We start from the raw sequence: 17,495 nt of genomic DNA on the forward strand, positions 1-17,495 counted from the left end.
CCGCCCCCAACACCGCCCCCGCCCCCAACACCGAGCCCGAACGCGTCCCGGAGGCCGACGGCATCGACGCCGTCGTCTTCGACTACGGCAACGTGATCTACGCCTGGGAGGCCGTCGGTGCGGTCGCCGGGCGGGTGCGGCTGGAGGACTGGCAGGAGTTCGTGGAGGCGGGGGAGTTTCACCGCTGGAACGCCATGCTGGACGCCGGCGTGCCCCTGGAACAGATCCTCGCCGCCCTGGCTGCCGCCCACCCGGACCGCCCCGACTGGACACGCATCCTGCGCACCTACTGGGACCATTTCATCGACACCAAGACCGGCCCCATTCCCGGCACGGCCCGGGTCATCGAGGCGCTCGCCGATGCCGGCGTGCCCCTGTACGCCCTGACCAATTTCAACGACGTCCTGTTCGCCACCACCCGGCACCTCTCCCCGCTGCTGGATCGCTTCAGCGGCATCGTGGTCTCCGGAGAGGAGCACCTGGTCAAGCCCGATCCCGCCATCTACCGGCTGCTGCTGGACCGCTACCGGCTGAATGCCCCCCGCACCCTGTTCGTCGACGACTCCGCGGTCAATGTGGAGGCGGCCCGGAGGGCGGGTATGCAGGCCCATCACTTCACGGGGGCGGCGAGACTGCGCGCCGTACTGATCGAGGCCGGCCTGCTGCCCGCACCCTTAGACTGACGCCATGCGTGTGCTCTTCGCCGGAACTCCCGACACGGCCCTACCCGCGCTGCAGGCGTTCATCGCCTCCCCGGCGCACCAGGTTGTGGGTGTGCTCACCCGCGCCGATGCCCGCCGCGGCCGGGGCCGCACCCTGCACCCGTCACCGGTGGCGGCCGTCGCCCGTGCGGCCGGGCTCGACGTGCGCACCCCCGTCACTCTGCGCGATCCCGAGGTCCAGGCCTGGGTGCGCGAGCTGCGGGCGGACGTCGCCGTCGTGGTCGCCTATGGGCGCCTGGTTCCCGCCGCTCTGCTGGACGTGCCCGCGCACGGCTGGATCAACCTCCACTTCTCCCTGCTGCCCGCCTGGCGCGGCGCCGCACCGGTGCAGCGGGCCATCATCGCGGGCGACGCGGTCACCGGCGCCAGCGTGTTCCGACTGGAGGAGGGGCTGGACACCGGCCCCGTCTACGCCCGCATCACCGAGCCCATCCGCCCCGAGGACACCTCCGGCGACCTGCTCGCCCGCCTGGCCGACGCCGGAGCCCCCTTGCTGCTGGACGTGCTGGCGGGGCTCGAGGCCGGAACCCTCACCCCCACGCCGCAGGATGATGCCGCGGCCACGCACGCCCCCGTCCTGAGTCCCGCAGACGGGCGCGTGGACTGGGAGGCGGATGCCACGGCCATTGATCGGCGTATCCGGGGCGTCACCCCCGCTCCCGGCGCCTACACCACCTACGCCGGCGCGCGGCTGCGCCTGGGACCGGTCACTCCCATCTCGGAGGACACCGGGCTGACTCCCGGCGCGCTGCACGTAACCAAGCACGAGGTGCGCGTCGGCACCGGGGCCGGATCCGTGCGGCTGGGACGGGTGGCCCCCGCCGGCAAGAACTGGATGGATGCGGACGCCTGGGCGCGCGGCGCCCGCCCCGCCGCCGATACCGTGCTAGGACGCACTCAACCGCAGGAGGACACCACCGCATGAGGCCAGACACCGAGCCCGACGCCGCCCGCCTGGCGGCCCTGCACGCGCTGACCAAGGTGCGTGAGGACGATGCCTACGCAAACCTGGTTCTGCCCGAACTGCTAGACCAGGCCCGCCTGGACCGTCGCGATGCCGGCTTCGCCACCGCCCTGACCTACGGGACGCTGCGCCTGCAGGGCCGCTATGACGCGATCATCGCCGCCTGCGTCGACCGTCCCTTGGACCAGGTCGACGCGGTGGTGCTGGATGTGCTGCGCCTGGGTGCGCACCAGTTGCTGGGCATGCGCGTGCCCACACACGCAGCCGTGTCCACCACCGTGGACCTGGCCGCCTACAGTGCCGGTCGCGGCGCCTCCGGCTTCGTCAACGCGGTGATGCGCCGCATCAGCGAGCACGACCTGGCCGATTGGCTGGACCGCCTGCGCACGGACGCCCCCGACGCCACCACCGCCCTGGCGCGCACGCTGTCCCACCCCACCTGGGTGGTCAAGGCCATGCGGCAGGCGCTGAAGGTCAATGCCCGGCCCGACGTCGACGCGGAGCTGGCGGCCCTGCTGGAGGCCGACAACACCGACCCGCGCGTCACCCTGTGCGCCCGCCCCGGCCTGATCTCGGTGGATGAATTGGCCGAGCAGGTGCGCGACGCCACCGGCGAGGAGCCCCGGCCCGGCCGTTTGAGCCCCAATGCGCTGGTCATGTCCGGCGGCGACCCCGGCCGCATCGAGGCGATACGGGACTCCCGCGCGGGTGTGGAGGACGAGGCCAGCCAGCTGGTCGCGCTCATGGTCGCCGCCGCGCCGCTGGAGGGGCGTGATGAGCGGTGGCTCGACCTGTGCGCCGGTCCCGGCGGCAAGGCCGCCCTCCTGGGTGCGCTCGCCGACTCCCGTGGCGCCACGCTGGTGGCCAACGAGGTCACCGCCCACCGTGCGCGCCTGGTGCAGGGCGCCGTGCGGGCTCTGCCCCCCGACGTGGTCACGGTGCGCACCGACGACGGCCGCAACGTGGGTCGGCAGGAGCCGGGCGCCTACGACCGCATCCTGGTGGACGCCCCCTGCTCCGGGCTGGGCTCGCTGCGGCGCCGCCCCGAGGCCCGTTGGCGCCGCACCCCGCAGGACGTGGCGGCCCTGGCCGAGCTGCAGCGCGAACTGCTGGCCTCCGCCGTGGCGGCGGTGCGTCCCGGTGGCGTGGTCGCCTACGTCACCTGCACGCCGCACGTGCTCGAAACCAGTCTGGTGGTGCGCGACGTGACCCGGCAGGCGGCCCGCGACGGCATCAAGCTGGAACCGCTGCACGCCGGGCGGATCGCCGCCGAGCTGGCCCCGACCCCGCCCGCCGGCGCCGACCGGGAGCAGTTGCAGACCTGGCCGCATCTGGACGATTCCGACGCCATGTTCTGCACCCTGCTGCGGCGCAGCGCGTAAGCAAAGATCCCCCCAGTGAAGGAGTCCGTCATGCCCGCCATTCACCCGTCCATCCTCAATGCCGACCAGGCCCACCTCGCCGCCGAGCTGGACCGGGTGCGCACGGCGGATGGCCTGCATGTGGACATCATGGACAACCACTTCGTGCCCAACCAGTTCGGCGGTCCCAGCCTGGTGGAGACGGTCCTGGCGCACAGCGAATTGCCGGTGGACGCCCACCTGATGATCGAGAACGCCGACCGCTGGGCACCGGTGTACGCCGAGGCCGGCTGTGCGATCGTCACCAGTCACCTGGAGGCGACGGCCGCCCCCTTCCGCCTGGCCGCGCAGTTGCACCGCCAGGGGGTGGGGGTGGGGCTCGCCCTGCGGCCGGCCACGCCCCTTGCCGCGGTGGAGTCGCTGCTGGGGGAGCTTGATCTGCTGTTGCTGATGACCGTGGAGCCCGGCTTCGGCGGGCAGTCCTTCCTCGAGCCCATGCTGGACAAGATCGCGGCCGCCCGACGCCTGGTGGGGCGGCACGGCCAGCAGCTGCGCATCCAGATCGATGGGGGAGTAACGGAGCAGACCATCGTGCGCGCCGCCGAGGCCGGGGCGGATGTGTTCGTTGCCGGTTCCGCCGTGTATCGGGCCGACGACGCCGCCGCGGCCATCGCCACCCTGCGTGAGCAGGCGGCCACCCACAGCCACTGAGTCCACCCCGACACCCCTGAGGTGAATTCAAGGTAACGGACCGGATTTGTGGTGATTCCACAATAGGCCCACAAAGGTCAACGGCCCTATCGTTGCGTTGCGGCGGGAATCGCATGCCACCCCCAAGCGGGGCAGCCGAAAAGGCTTGTAGACAACCGCGATTCCGTGCCTGCCCGTTACCAGAACCGCGCGGGTCCGCCCACATCGACCAGTCACCCCAGGAGCCGCTCAGTGAGCGTTGACGCGAGCTACAACCACACCCTCAGCCGCATTCTCATCGCCAACCGTGGCGAGATCGCCCTGCGCGTAGCCCGCACCGTGCGCGACCTCGGCGCCACCTCGATCCTGCCGTACACGCCCGAGGACCTGATGAGCCCGGCCGCCGAACTGGTCGACGAGGCCTACGCCCTGCCGGAGGGATCCGGCTACACGGACGCCGACGCCATCATCGAACTGGCCCGCCGCACCGGCGCCGATGCCATCCACCCCGGCTACGGATTCCTGTCCGAGGACGCCGACTTCGCCCAGGCGGTCAGCGACGCCGGTATCACCTGGGTGGGCCCCGCACCGGTGGCCATGCGCACCCTGGGGGACAAGCTCAGCGCGCGCCGGGCCGCCGAGCAGGCGGGCGTCGCCCCCGTGCCCGGGATCACCGGCGGCGTCGACGGCCCCGAAGCGGTCATCGCCTTCGCCGCCACCCACGGCTACCCGGTTGCGCTCAAGCGCACCGACGGCGGCGGCGGCCGCGGCATCACCGTGCTCAACTCCGACGCCGAGGCCAGCAGCACTCCGGCCTTCGACTCCGCCGCCGGAGTCGGCACCCTCATCCTGGAGAAGTTCGTCACCGCCGCCCGCCACGTGGAGACCCAGTGCGCCCGCGACGTCCACGGCGATTTCGCCGTCGTGTCCACCCGCGACTGCACCCTGCAGCGCCGCAACCAGAAGCTGCTGGAGGAGGCCCCCGCCCCGTTCCTTCCCGCCGGCGTGGCCGAGCGGCTGGTCGAGGCCTCCCACCGGCTGCTGGACGCCGTCGACTACGTGGGTGTGGCCACCTGCGAGTTCCTACTCGCCCCCACCGGCGAGTTGTGGTTCCTGGAGGTCAACCCGCGCCTGCAGGTCGAGCACTGCGTATCGGAGGAGGTCACCGGCATCGACTTGGTGGAAATGCAGTTGCGCATTGCCGCCGGCGGCCCGCTGGGCGACGTGCCCGCCCCGCGCGGTCATTCCCTGGAGCTGCGCATCACCTGCGAGGACCCCGCCCAGGGGCTGACCCCGTCCACCGGCACCATCACCCGGCTGCGCTGGCCCGCCGGCCCCGGCATCCGCATCGAGTCCGGCGTGGTCGCCGGCGACACCGTCACCCCCACCTTCGATCCCATGCTCGCCAAGATCGTGGTCACCGGCGCCGACCGGGAGCAGGCGATCCGCCGGGCGCGGCGCGCCCTGAAGGAGACGATCGTGGAGGGCGTGACCGTGTGCGCCTCCCTGCACGCCCACGTGCTCGGCCGCGAGGAGTTCACCCGTCCGGATGCCGACGGCGGCCTGGGCGTCACCACCCGTTGGATCGAGGACGCCGTCCTGCCAGCCCTGGCGCCCAGCGCAGCCGGTGACGGGACCGCCGCACCGACTGCCGCCAGCCCCGAGCCGGCGCCCGACGACCACCGCACCCGCTCCACCTACGTCATTGAAATCAACGGGCACCGCCTGCAGGTCACCGTCCCCGACGGGATCCTCGGCGCCCATGCCCGGCGCCTCAGCGGCGGTTACCACGGCGGCGGCGACCGCGCCCAGCAGCCACTGCGTGGCCGCGGGGGCGCCAACGGGCGCGGGCGCGCCACCACCGAGCCGGGCACGCGCAGCAGCGACCCGAACGCCATCGCCGCCCCCATGCAGGCGATCGTCACCCGCATTTGCGTCTCCCCGGGCCAGCGGGTGCGCGAGGGCGACCTGCTGGTGGTGCTGGAGTCCATGAAGATGGAGAACTACGTGCACGCGCCCGCGGACGCCACCGTCGCGGACATCCCGGTCAGTGCCGGCCGCACCGTAGCCGCCGGCGAGGTCCTGGTGCGCATGCGCGCCGGCGACGCCGTCAACGCCCCACAGGAGGCCTGAACCCATGACTGAGTCCACCACGCCCGACGCCACCATGGCCACCTCGGCCGCGACCAGCGCCTTCCGCGAGCGCATCGCGCGCGCCGACGCGCAGGCCGAGGAGCACGCCGCCGCCCGCCAGCACCCCAAGGGCAAGCACACCGCCCGCGAGCGCATCGCCATGCTGCTGGACGCCGACTCCTTCCTGGAGATCGGTCGCTACTCCGGCTCCGGCGCGGGGGAGGGGGCCCGCCCCTCCGGCGTCGTGACGGGATTCGGCCAGATCGGCGGCCGGCAGGTGGCCGTCTACTCCCAGGACTTCTCCGTGTCCGGCGGGGCACTGGGCACCGTCGAGGGCGACAAGATCGTGCGCCTGCTAGACGACGCCATGCGACTGTCCATCCCGGTGATCGGCCTGATCGACTCCGGCGGCGCCAAGATTCAAGAGGGCGTGGCGGCCCTGCGCCAGTACGGGCGCATCTTCAACCGCACCTGCGCCGCGTCCGGACTGGTGCCCCAGATCAGCGTGATCATGGGGCCGTGTGCCGGCGGCGCCGTCTACAGCCCCGCCCTGACGGACTTCGTGATCGCCACCCGCGAGGCCTCCCACATGTTCGTCACCGGCCCCGACGTGGTGCGCGCCGTCACCGGCGAGCGCATCAGCGCCGAGGAGCTCGGGGGCGCCGACATCCACGGCTCGGTCACCGGCGTGGTCCACTACGTGGCCGAGGACGAGGACGACGCCCTGGACCAGGTACGCACCCTGCTGGCCTACCTGCCGTCCTCCTCCGACCAGGAGGCGCCCCGCTACGCCTACGAGGACGCCGACCGGGCCACGGACCGGGACGCCGCCGCCCAGGTCGGCTCCCTGGTTCCCGCCTCGCCCCGCCAGCCCTACGACGTCACCGCCGTGGTGTCCGCCGTCGTCGACCACGGGGAGCTGGTGCAGGTCCAGGAGGACTTCGCCGCCAACGTGGTGGTCGGCTTCGCCTGCTTCGAGGGCCGCCCCGTGGGCGTGGTCGCCAACCAGCCCCTGGTCGATGCCGGCACCCTGGACGTGGACGCCTCCGAGAAGCTGGCCCGCTTCGTGCGCTTCTGCGACGCCTTCGGCCTGCCGGTGGTCACCTTCGTGGACGTACCCGGTTACCGGCCCGGCGCCGAGCAGGAGCACGCCGGCATCATCCGCCGCGGCGCCAAGGTGATCAACGCCTACGCGTCCGCGACCGTCCCGCTGGTGACGGTGGTGCTGCGCAAGGCCTACGGCGGCGCCTACATCGTCATGGGTTCCAAGGCGATCGGCGCGGACCTGAACTTCTGCTGGCCCGGCGCGGAGATCGCCGTGCTCGGCGCCCAGGGCGCGGTGGGCATCATTCACCGCCGCGACCTGCAGCAGGTGCGTGAGGAGGCCGGTGAGCAGGCGGCCGCCGCCGAGCAGCAGCGCCTGGTCGACGAGTACACGCAGACCGTCATCAACCCCGACAAGGCCGTCGCCATCGGGGAGATCGACGCCGTCATCGCCCCCGAAGACACCCGCACCGTGATCGTGGACTCCCTGGCCGCACTGGCCGAGAAACGCGACGAGCGGCGTACCCCCTACCGCAAGCACGACAACGGCCCCCTATGAGCCCCCAATGACCATCGACCCAACCAACCCCGACCCACAGACCACCGCAATCGACCCGACAACCGAGGACCGCATGACCACCCAGCCCAACACTGCCGACACCATCGCCGAACGACTTAACTCCGGCGAGCCCTACGTACTCGCCTTCGGCGGGCAGGCCACCCCCTGGCGCTCCACGCTGGAGGAACTGGCCGGCCTGGACCGCGACCTGGCCGGTGAGCTGGTCGCCATCGACGCCGCCGTCGCCGACCGGCTCGCCCCGGTCGCTACCGACCTGCTGACGGTCACGCCGCGCGGCGGGCGCTTCTTCACCGACGCCGGCGCGCCGGTGGCCCCGGCCCCGCAGGGCGGCGCCGCCGACACCGCCGACGTGTCCGTACCCGGCATCCTGTTCGCCCAGCACGCCGCCCTGGCCTGCCTGCCCGGCTCCGGCATCGACCCGGCCGGCGAGCACGCCCCCGGCGCCGTGATCGGCCACTCCCAGGGGGTTCTGGGCGTGGCCCTGCTGGAGGCGCTGCGCCGCGCGCGGGAGCACGGTGACGACGCCGTCGCCCCCGACGCGGTGGTGCAGGTGCACGCGATCGCCCGCCTGATCGGGGCCGCCGCCGCCCGCACCACGGGCAGGCTGAACCTGGGCACGGTCGGGGAGACCACCCCCATGCTGTCGGTGCGCGGCGTCACCCGCGCGGTGCTCGACGGGGTCCTGGCGCAGGTGCCCGGCGCGGAGCGCATCGCCGTCGGCGTGGTCAACGGCCGCCAGGCCCACATCCTGTCCGGCCGCCCCGGCGACCTGGAGCAGGTCATCACCGCCTTGCAGGCGGCCGCCCGCCGCAGCGAGCGCGACCGCAAGGAGCGGCGCCGCGGCGGCGCGGTCCTGAACCCGATCACCGAGTTCCTGACCACCTCCGTGCCCTTCCACACGCCGCTGCTGGCCACCGCCGTCGACGACGTGGTGGCCTGGGCGGGCCGCGCCGGCTTGGACACCAACCTGGCTCACGACCTGGCCGTGGCCGTACTGATCGACCCGGTGGACTGGCCGGCCATCGTCACGGCCGCCCTGGGCGCGGGGGAGCGCAAGCTGATCCTCGACGTCGGCCCGGGCACGGTCCTGTCCCGCCTGACCGAACCGGTGGTGGCCGGCACCGGCACCACGGTGGTGCCCGCCGGCACCGCCCGCCACATCGACGACCTGGACCGGCCCGGCACCGCCCCGGCCCCCACCGTGGACCGGGCGCGCTTCGCGCCGCGCCTGACCCGGCTGCCCGACGGCCGCATCACCGTGGACACCGCCTTCACCCGCCTGACCGGCCGCTCCGCGATCCTGCTGGCGGGCATGACCCCCACCACCGTGGACCCGGAGATCGTGGCGGCCGCCGCGAACGCCGGCTACTGGGCGGAGCTGGCCGGTGGCGGCCAGACCACCGCGAAGGTGCTGGCCGACAACCTGGCCGGCCTGGAGCAGGCCCTGGAGCCCGGCCGCACCGCCGCCTTCAACGCCATGTTCATGGACCGCTACCTGTGGAACCTGCAACTGGGCACGCAGCGACTGCTGTCCAAGGCGCGGGCCGCGGGCACTCCCGTCGACGGCGTGATCATCTCCGCCGGCATCCCCGAACTGGACGAGGCCATCACCCTGATCCACCGCCTGCGCGCGGAGGGCTTCCCCTACGTGGCCTTCAAGCCGGGAACGGTGGACCAGATCCGCCAGGTCATCGCCATCGCCAAGGCGGTCCCGGACGTGCCGCTCATCATGCAGATCGAGGACGGTCACGCCGGCGGCCACCACTCGTGGGAGGACCTGGACACCATGCTCCTGGCCACCTACGACGCCATCCGCGCGGTGGACAACATCGTGCTGTGCGTGGGCGGTGGCATCGGCGCCCCGGAGCGGGCCGCCGACTACATCACCGGTCGGTGGGCACTGGCCTACGGCACCGCGGCCGCCCCGGTGGACGGCGTCAGCGTCGGCACCGCCGCCATGACCGCCCTGGAGGCCAAGACCAACGAGGACGTCAAGCAGCTGCTGGTGGACACTCCCGGAATCGACCCCGCCCACGAGGGCGGCTGGGTCGCCTCCGGGGCCTCCGCCGGGGGCATGACCTCGGGCCTGTCCCACCTGCGCGCCGACCTGTACGAGATCGACAACTCCTCGGCCCGCGCCTCCCGGCTCATCCAGGAGATCGCCGGAAACGAGGCCGCCATGACGGCGCGCCGCGACGAGGTGATCGCCGCCCTGGCCAAGACCGCCAAGCCCTACTTCGGCGACGTCGAGTCGATGAACTACCTGGAGTGGGCCGCCCGCTACGCCGAGCTGTGCGTGGCGCCGCATGACGGGCGCGCCGCGGGCCGCGACGACTGGGCCGACGAGGGCTGGTACGACCGGTTCCTGGACCTGCTGCACCGGGTGGAGGCGCGCCTGAACCGCGCCGACCACGGTGAGATCCCCACCCTGTTCGCCGGTGAGGACGACGTCCTGGACGCCGACGCCGCCCTGGCCGCGCTGGCCGAGCGCTACCCGGAGGCCGCCACCACCCAGGTGGAGCCCGCGGATGCGGCCTGGTTCGTGGACCTGTGCCGCAAGCACCCCAAGCCGGTGCCCTTCGTGCCCGTGCTCGACGCCGACATCCTGCGCTGGTGGGGCACCGACTCCCTGTGGCAGTCGCAGGACCCCCGCTACACCGCCGACCAGGTGCGCATCATCCCCGGCCCGGTGTCCGTGGCCGGCATCACCACCATCAACGAGCCGATCGGCCACCTGCTGGGCCGCTTCGAGACGGCCGTGATTGAGGCGCTGCAATCCGCCGGTGAGCAGCCCGCCCCGGCGGCCGGCCGCCTCGGTGTCGGCTGCGGCGCCGGGACCCGCCCGGTGGCCGACGCCACCGAGTTGGTGCGGGCCACCCCGCACGTGCTGTGGAACGGTCACCTGACCGTCAACCCGGCCCGCGTGCTGGACGACGACGCCTACCAGGTGGTGGCCCGTCCCGACGTCGCCGAGGACGCCTACGACCTGGACATCGCCCTGGACACCCACTGGGACCACACCCCCGGCGGGGAGGGCATCCACGCGGTGCGGCGCCTGGTGGTGCCGCTGCGACTGGCCCGCGCCTGGGACGGGGCCGCTCCCTTCGTCGACCCGGGCCGTATCAGCGACACCATGAACGCGCTGCTGCGCGACACCGCCGGCGTCGGCGCCGTGTCCATCACCGGTGACGAGGTTGACCACCTGCCCGAGGTGGTGCCCGCCGTCCCGGACGCCAAGGACGCCCTGGGCCGCCCGGCCCAACAGCCCTTCGGCACCGTGCACGCCCGCTTCACCCTGGGTGCGGGCCTGGGCGCGGACCACGCCGCCGTCACCGCCGACGCCCTGCCCACCTCGCTGGCGGCCGCGCCGCTGGTACCGGACGCCCTGCTCGGCCCCTGCTGGCCGGTGGTCTACGCCGCCCTGGGCAGCGTCGTCGAGGACGGCATGCCGCTGATCGAGGGGCTACTGGGCGCGGTGCACCTGGACCACACCATCGACCTGCGACGCCCGCTGGCGGAACTGGCCCGCGAGGCCGGCCCCGACCGGGTCATTCAGGCCGACGGCTGGGTGGCCGGGCTGGAGGAGTCCAGCGCGGGCCGCGTGGTGGATGTGCGCCTGCAACTGACGGACGCCGCCGACGGCAGCGTGGTTGCGCTCATGCGTGAGCGCTTCGCCATCCGCGGCCGCGCCTCCGGCACCGCCGTGCCCTCCGCGCCCGAGCAGGCCGGCGGCACCGGCCGCGAGACCGCTCCGGCGGCCCGCCGCCTGCTGCGCCGCATCACCGTGACGGCCCCGACCGACATGACGGCCTTCGCCCGCGTCACCGGCGACTTCAACCCCATCCACACCAGCTACCACGCCGCGAAGGTCGCCGGCATGGACGCCCCGCTGGTGCACGGCATGTGGCTGTCGGCCACCGCCCAGCAGGCGGCCGCCGCCACCGCCACCGACGGCACCCACCACGTACTGACCGGCTGGACCTACACCATGCTCGGCCCCGTGGAGCTCGGCGACCGGGTACAGATCAGTGTTGAGCGCACCGGCCTGGTGGTCGGCGGCGGCCTGGTCCTGGAGGTCACCTGCCGCATTGGCGACGAGGTCGTCTCCCGGGGTACCGCCGTCACCGAGCCGGAGCCGACCGCCTACGTCTACCCCGGCCAGGGCATTCAGGCCCGCGGCATGGGCCTGGACGAGATGCGCATCTCCAAGGCGGCCCGCGAGGTGTGGGAGCGCGCCGACGCCCACACCCGCGCGGAGCTGGGCTTCTCCGTGATCTCCCTGGTGCGGGACAACCCCACCGAGATGACCGCCCGGGGCGTGACCTACCGGCACCCCGATGGGCTGCTCAACCTCACCCAGTTCACGCAGGTGGCGCTGGCCACCGTCGCCATGGCCACCACCGCCCGCATGGCGGAGGCCGGCGCCCTGGTAGAGTCCGCCGCCTTCGCCGGCCACTCCCTGGGCGAGTACACCGCGCTGAGCGCCTACGGTCGCGTCATGTCGGTGGAGACCACCATCTCCATCGTCTTCCAGCGCGGCTCCACCATGCACTCCCTGGTGCCGCGTGATGAGTCCGGTGCCTCCAACTACCGGATGGGGGCCCTGCGCCCCAACCAGGCGGGTATTGGCGCCGACGCCGTGGAGGACTACGTGCGCTCGGTGTCCGAGGCCTCCGGGGAGTTCCTGCAGATCGTCAACTACAACCTGGCGGGCGTGCAGTACGCCGTCGCCGGCACCATCAAGGGCCTGGAGGCGCTGGCCGCCGACGCCCGCGCCAAGGCGGCCGCCCGGGGCGGTAAGAACCCGTTCATGTACGTGCCCGGCATCGACGTGCCCTTCCACTCCGAGGTGCTGCGCCCGGGCGTGCCCGAGTTCCGGGAGCGGCTGCTGACGCTGATCCCCACGGACCTGGATGTGGACCGTCTGGTGGGCCGCTACGTGCCCAACCTGGTGGCCCGTCCCTTCGCGCTGACCCGCGACTTCGCCCGTGCCATCCTGGACGTGGTCCCCTCCGAGCCGGTCCGCCAGATTCTGGACGACTGGGAGCAGTGGGCCGCCCGGCCCGTCGAGCTCGGCCGCCAGTTGCTGGTGGAGCTGCTGGCCTGGCAGTTCGCCTCCCCGGTCCGCTGGATCGAGACGCAGGACGTGCTGCTGAGCGCCCCGGAGCAGGGCGGCCTGGGTGTGGAGCACGTCGTCGAGGTCGGCCTGGCCGCCTCCCCGACGCTGGCCAACCTCGCCTCCCGCACGCTGGCGCTGCCGCAGCACGCCGGCCGCCACGTGGTGGTGCACAACGCCCGCCGCGACGAGGCGCGCGTACTGGCCACCGACACCGACCCGGCCGCGGGCCTGGAGGAGGAGAGCTTCGAGCTGCCCGACGCGGCCGCGGACGCCGCGCCGGCCTCCGCGCCGTCCGCGCAGACCCCCGCCGCGCCGGCGGCCTCCGCCCCGACCCCCGCCGAGGCCGCACCCGCCGCCCCCGCTGCGAGCGCCCCGGCCGCTGCCGGGCCCGTCGCGGACCTGCCCTTCGGCGCCACCGACGCGCTGACGGTGCTGCTGGCGTACGCCGCCCGCATCCGCCCCGAGCAGATCGCGCCCACCGACACCACTGAGTCGTTGACCAATGGCGTGTCCTCGCGCCGCAACCAGCTGCTCATGGACCTGGGCACCGAGTTGCAGCTGGCCAGCATCGACGGCGCCGCCGACGCCGACATGAACACGCTGGCCGGCATCGTCGCCAAGGGCGCCCCCGGCTACAAGCCCTTCGGCCCCGTGCTGGCCGACGCCACCCGCACCGGGCTGGGCCGGATCCTCGGCCCCTCCGGCGTGCGCGCCGGCCGCGTCGGTGAGCGCGTGAAGGGCACCTGGGGGCTCGGTGACGGCTGGGTTGCCCACGTGACCGCGGAGCTGTTCCTGGGTACCCGTGAGGGCGCCTCCATGCGCGGCGAGGACCTGGCCACGCTGGGCTCCTCCGCGCCGCTGACCAACGCCGGCGCCGTGGACGCCCTGATCGACGCCGCCGTGCAGGCCGTTGCCTCCGCCCACGGGGTGAGCGTGGCCATGCCGAGCGCCGGCGGTGCCGGGGGAGCGGTGGTTGACTCCGCCGCCCTGGACGCCTTCGCCGCTCAGGTGACCGGCGCCGACGGGGTGCTGGCCAACACCGCCCGCACGCTGCTCGATGCCCTGGGCCTGGCCGACAAGGCGGGCGTGCCCGCCGACGCCGACGACGAGGCGGCCGCCACCCGCGCCGCGCTCGCGGCGATCGACGCCGAGCTCGGTTCCAGCTGGGTCAAGTCCGTGACCCCCGCCTTCTCGGCCGACCGCGCCGTCCTCATCGACGACCGCTGGGCCTCCGCCCGCGAGGACCTGGCCCGCCTGGGCAACGGCGAGACCGACCTGGCTACGGCCACCGAGCAGCTGGCCCCGCAGCGCTTCACCGGCCTGGGGGCCGCCGTGGCCGACCAGGCCGCCTGGTGGGGGCGGCAGCTGCGCGCCGCCGCCGACGCCGGGGCGGAGTCGCCGGACCTGGCTCGTCGCGCCGAGATCGCCGAGGCGATCGCCGCCGCGGCTGCCCAGAAGCCGGTCGCCGGCGCGGACTCGGTCCGCTGGGCGGACGACGTCGCCGTGGTCACCGGTGTGGCCCCCGGCTCGATCGCCGCGGCCGTCGTCGGGGAGCTGCTGGCCGGAGGCGCGACCGTCGTCGCCACCAGTTCCCGACTGACCCACGAGCGCTTGACCTTCGCCACCAACCTGTACCGCGAGCACGCCTCCGCCGGCGCCCGCCTGTGGATGGTGCCCGCGAACCTGGCCTCCTACCGGGACGTGGACGCCCTGGCCGACTGGATCGGTAACGACCAGACGGTCACCTCCGGCGGCTCCACGCAGCTGGTCAAGGAGGCGCTGGTTCCGACGCTGCTGTTCCCCTTCGCCGCCCCGCGCGTGGTCGGCACTCTCGCGGACGCCGGCCCGGCCGCCGAATCGCAGACCCGGCTGCTGCTGTGGAGTGTGGAGCGCACCATCTCCGCCCTGTCCGCCATCGGCACCGACACGCATGTGGACCACCGTCTGCACGTGGTGCTGCCGGGCTCGCCCAACCGCGGCACCTTCGGCGGTGACGGCGCCTACGGCGAGGTAAAGTCCGCCCTGGACGCCGTGGTGAACCGTTGGCGCGCGGAGAAGAACTGGTCCGGGCGGGTCACCCTCGCCCACCCGCGCATCGGTTGGGTGCGTGGCACCGGCCTGATGGGCGGCAACGACCCGCTGGTGGCGGCCGTCGAGGCCGCCGGCGTACGCACCTGGTCCACCCAGGAGATCGCCGCCGAACTCGTCGAGCTGTGCACCACCGAGGTGCGCGGCCACGCCGCCCAGGCGCCCGTCGAGGCCGACCTGACCGGCGGTTTGGGCGACGACGTCGACCTGGTGGCCCTGCGCGAGAGCGCCGCCGCGACCGCGCCGGCCCCGCAGGCCGAGCTCGCGTCTCAGGCGAGCATCAAGGCGCTGCCGACCCCGCATGTACCCACCCAGCCCACGGCCCCCGACTGGGGCGAGGTGGACGCCGACCTGGACGACCTGGTTGTAGTGGTCTCCACCGGCGAGGTCTCCACCTGGGGCTCGGGCCGCACCCGCCGCGAGGCGGAGCTGGGCATGACCGGCGGCGACGACGTCGAGCTGACCGCCGCCGGCGTGCTCGAACTCGCCTGGGGCATGGGCCTGCTCACCTGGCAGGACAGCCCCAAGGCCGGCTGGTACGACACCGATGGGGAGTTCGTCGACGAGTCGGATATCTACGCCCGCTACCGCGACGAGGTCGTGGCCCGCTGCGGCATCCGCGAGTTCGTCGACGACGGCGTGATCGCCACCGAGGGCCCGGAGGAGGTCGCCGTCTACCTGGACCACGACATCACCCTCACCGTGGCCGACGAGGCCACCGCCCGCACCATCGAGGTCACCGACCCCGAGCACACGCTGGTGACCCCGGAGCTGGTCGACGGCGCCCCCACGGGGGAGTGGACCGTCACCCGCCTGGCCGGGTCGCTGGCCCGAGTGCCGCGCCGCGCTACGCTCTCGCGCACCGTCGGCGGCCAGTTCCCGGTCGACTTCGACCCGGAGCGCTGGGGCATCCCCGCCGCCATGGTGCAGGGCATGGACACCATCGCCTCCTGGAACCTGGTCACCGCGGTGGACGCCTTCCTGTCCGCCGGGTTCTCCCCGGCCGAGCTGTTGGCGGCGGTGCACCCCTCCGACGTGGCCTCCACGCAGGGCACCGGATTCGGCGGCATGGAGTCCATGCGCAAGATGTTCGTCGGCCGCTTCCTCGGTGAGGAGCGCCCCAGCGACATCCTGCAGGAGGCCCTGCCCAACGTCGTGGCTGCGCACGTGATGCAGTCCTACATCGGCGGCTACGGCTCCATGGTGCAGCCGGTCTCGGCCTGCGCCACCGCGGCGGTGTCCATCGAGGAGGGCTGGGACAAGATCGCGCTCGGCAAGGCCGACGTGGTGGTGGCCGGCGCCATCGACGACATCTCGATCGAGTCGGTGGTCGGCTTCGGCAACATGAACGCCACCGCAGAGGCCGAGGCCATGTACGCCAAGGGCATCTCGGCCCGCCACTTCTCCCGCGCCAACGACCGCCGTCGCGGCGGCTTCGTCGAGGCCGAGGGCGGCGGCACGGTGATCCTGGCCCGCGGCTCCGTGGCGGCCCGACTGGGTCTGCCGGTGGCGGGTGTGATCGGCTTCGTCTCCTCCTACGCCGACGGCGCCCACACCTCCATCCCCGCCCCCGGGCTGGGTGCGCTCGGCGCGGGCCGCGGCGGCAAGGACTCCCGTCTGGCCAAGGCCCTGGCCGCTCTGGGCGTGGAGGCCGACGACATCGCCGTGGTCTCCAAGCACGACACCTCCACCGGTGCCAACGACCCCAATGAGTCCGAGCTGCACACCCGCCTGGCTCGCGCCCTGGGCCGCAGCGAGGGCAACCCGCTGGTGGCCGTCTCCCAGAAGACGATCACCGGTCACGCCAAGGGCGGTGCCGCACTGTTCCAGGTGGCGGGGTTGGCCGAGATCCTGGCCACCGGCGTGGCCCCCGGCAACACCAGCCTGGACGTGGTGGACGCCCCGCTGGAGCGCGACGCCTTCTGGGTGTGGCCGCGTACCCCGATCCGCCTGGCGGGTCGCGGTGGAGCGGACGGCCGCGTCCCGGGCGCCGGCCCGGTGCGCGCCGGCCTGCTCACCAGCCTCGGCTTCGGACACGTCTCCGGCCTGATCGCCCTGGTGCACCCCGGTGCCTTCGAGGCGGCGCTGCGCGCGCAGGGCGGCCAGGAGGCCGTGGACGCCTGGCTGGCCTCGGCCAACCGGCGCCTGGCGGCCGGTACGCGGCAGCGCCGCGCCGGCATGATCGGTCGCGCCCCGCTGTTCGAGCAGATCGACGGCCGGCGCCTGGGCGAGGAGCGCAAGGGTCGCGACCCGCACGAGGTTGAGGCCGCCATGCTGCTCGACCCGCAGGCACGCCTCGGCGCCGATGGTGTCTACCACACCGGCGAACTCGCCTAACCTCCGACACCGGCACCAATGAGATGCCGGCACCGGTAGCAGCGGCGGCCCCGGGAGCTTCGGTTCCCGGGGCCACCGCGCCGTAGGGCTCATCGCGGGGTTGTCGGCGCGAATATGTGCGCGGTTCGGACATATCGCGACCCGTAAGCCGGCTCGGCCCGCCCATTCTTTACGGGGGCAGGGATTCTTCCGGGCGTCCGGTCTTTGCGTACTCCCGGAGCCTTCCTTGGGGCCGGGACTGGAGCCTCACCGTGCGATGGTGTTTCCCGCGGGGTTCGTGCTCGTGGTGGTCTGTGTATTGACGGTTCGTACCTTTACACCGACGATTCGTACTTGTATGCGACGGTTCGGCACCTAGATGTACGTACCGTCGTCAGAGAGTACGAATCGTCGACCAGAAGTTACGAACCGTCACAAGATGTGCCGAATCGACAGCCAGAAGGTACGCCCCCACACG

General features: G+C 73.2%; 7 protein-coding genes. All 7 read left to right on the forward strand.

Annotated elements, in window-relative coordinates; genetic code table 11:
• On the forward strand, positions 1 to 683 hold a 683-nt coding region (locus tag ACGLYG10_RS11670; RefSeq protein ID WP_432416230.1), incomplete at its 5' end, for an HAD family hydrolase.
• A 4-nt stretch (positions 684 to 687) separates the two neighbouring features.
• A complete protein-coding gene (gene fmt, locus ACGLYG10_RS11675; protein ID WP_073332180.1) occupies positions 688 to 1,647 on the forward strand; it encodes a methionyl-tRNA formyltransferase in 960 nt (319 codons plus the stop codon).
• The gene (locus tag ACGLYG10_RS11680) at positions 1,644 to 3,068 is read left to right on the forward strand and encodes an RsmB/NOP family class I SAM-dependent RNA methyltransferase (RefSeq protein ID WP_073332181.1); all 1,425 of its coding nucleotides are present in this window, start codon (positions 1,644 to 1,646) and stop codon (positions 3,066 to 3,068) included. Before fmt ends, ACGLYG10_RS11680 begins: the two co-directional genes overlap by 4 nt.
• A gap of 30 nt (positions 3,069 to 3,098) precedes the next feature.
• Positions 3,099 to 3,758: a ribulose-phosphate 3-epimerase gene (rpe, locus tag ACGLYG10_RS11685; RefSeq protein WP_073332185.1), complete on the forward strand. Its 660-nt coding sequence runs from the start codon at positions 3,099 to 3,101 to the stop codon at positions 3,756 to 3,758.
• Between the two features lie 231 nt (positions 3,759 to 3,989).
• A complete protein-coding gene (locus ACGLYG10_RS11690; RefSeq protein ID WP_073332188.1) occupies positions 3,990 to 5,870 on the forward strand; it encodes an ATP-binding protein in 1,881 nt (626 codons plus the stop codon).
• A 4-nt stretch (positions 5,871 to 5,874) separates the two neighbouring features.
• Positions 5,875 to 7,473: an acyl-CoA carboxylase subunit beta gene (locus ACGLYG10_RS11695; RefSeq protein WP_073332191.1), complete on the forward strand. Its 1,599-nt coding sequence runs from the start codon at positions 5,875 to 5,877 to the stop codon at positions 7,471 to 7,473.
• Between the two features lie 73 nt (positions 7,474 to 7,546).
• On the forward strand, positions 7,547 to 17,038 hold the full coding sequence (locus ACGLYG10_RS11700) for a type I polyketide synthase (protein ID WP_073332698.1): 9,492 nt from the start codon (positions 7,547 to 7,549) through the stop codon (positions 17,036 to 17,038).
• The last annotated feature ends 457 nt before the right edge of the window (positions 17,039 to 17,495 follow it).

This window comes from Actinomyces glycerinitolerans (assembly GCF_900098745.1).
In the GTDB taxonomy this organism is placed as follows: domain Bacteria; phylum Actinomycetota; class Actinomycetes; order Actinomycetales; family Actinomycetaceae; genus Actinomyces; species Actinomyces glycerinitolerans.

Bases quoted from the DNA above. Each gene is read 5' to 3' on its own strand.
- fmt (WP_073332180.1), top strand. From the start codon at position 688: ATGCGTGTGCTCTTCGCCGGAACTCCCGACACGGCCCTACCCGCGCTG.
- ACGLYG10_RS11680 (WP_073332181.1), top strand. From the start codon at position 1,644: ATGAGGCCAGACACCGAGCCCGACGCCGCCCGCCTGGCGGCCCTGCAC.
- rpe (WP_073332185.1), top strand. From the start codon at position 3,099: ATGCCCGCCATTCACCCGTCCATCCTCAATGCCGACCAGGCCCACCTC.
- ACGLYG10_RS11695 (WP_073332191.1), top strand. From the start codon at position 5,875: ATGACTGAGTCCACCACGCCCGACGCCACCATGGCCACCTCGGCCGCG.
- ACGLYG10_RS11700 (WP_073332698.1), top strand. From the start codon at position 7,547: ATGACCACCCAGCCCAACACTGCCGACACCATCGCCGAACGACTTAAC.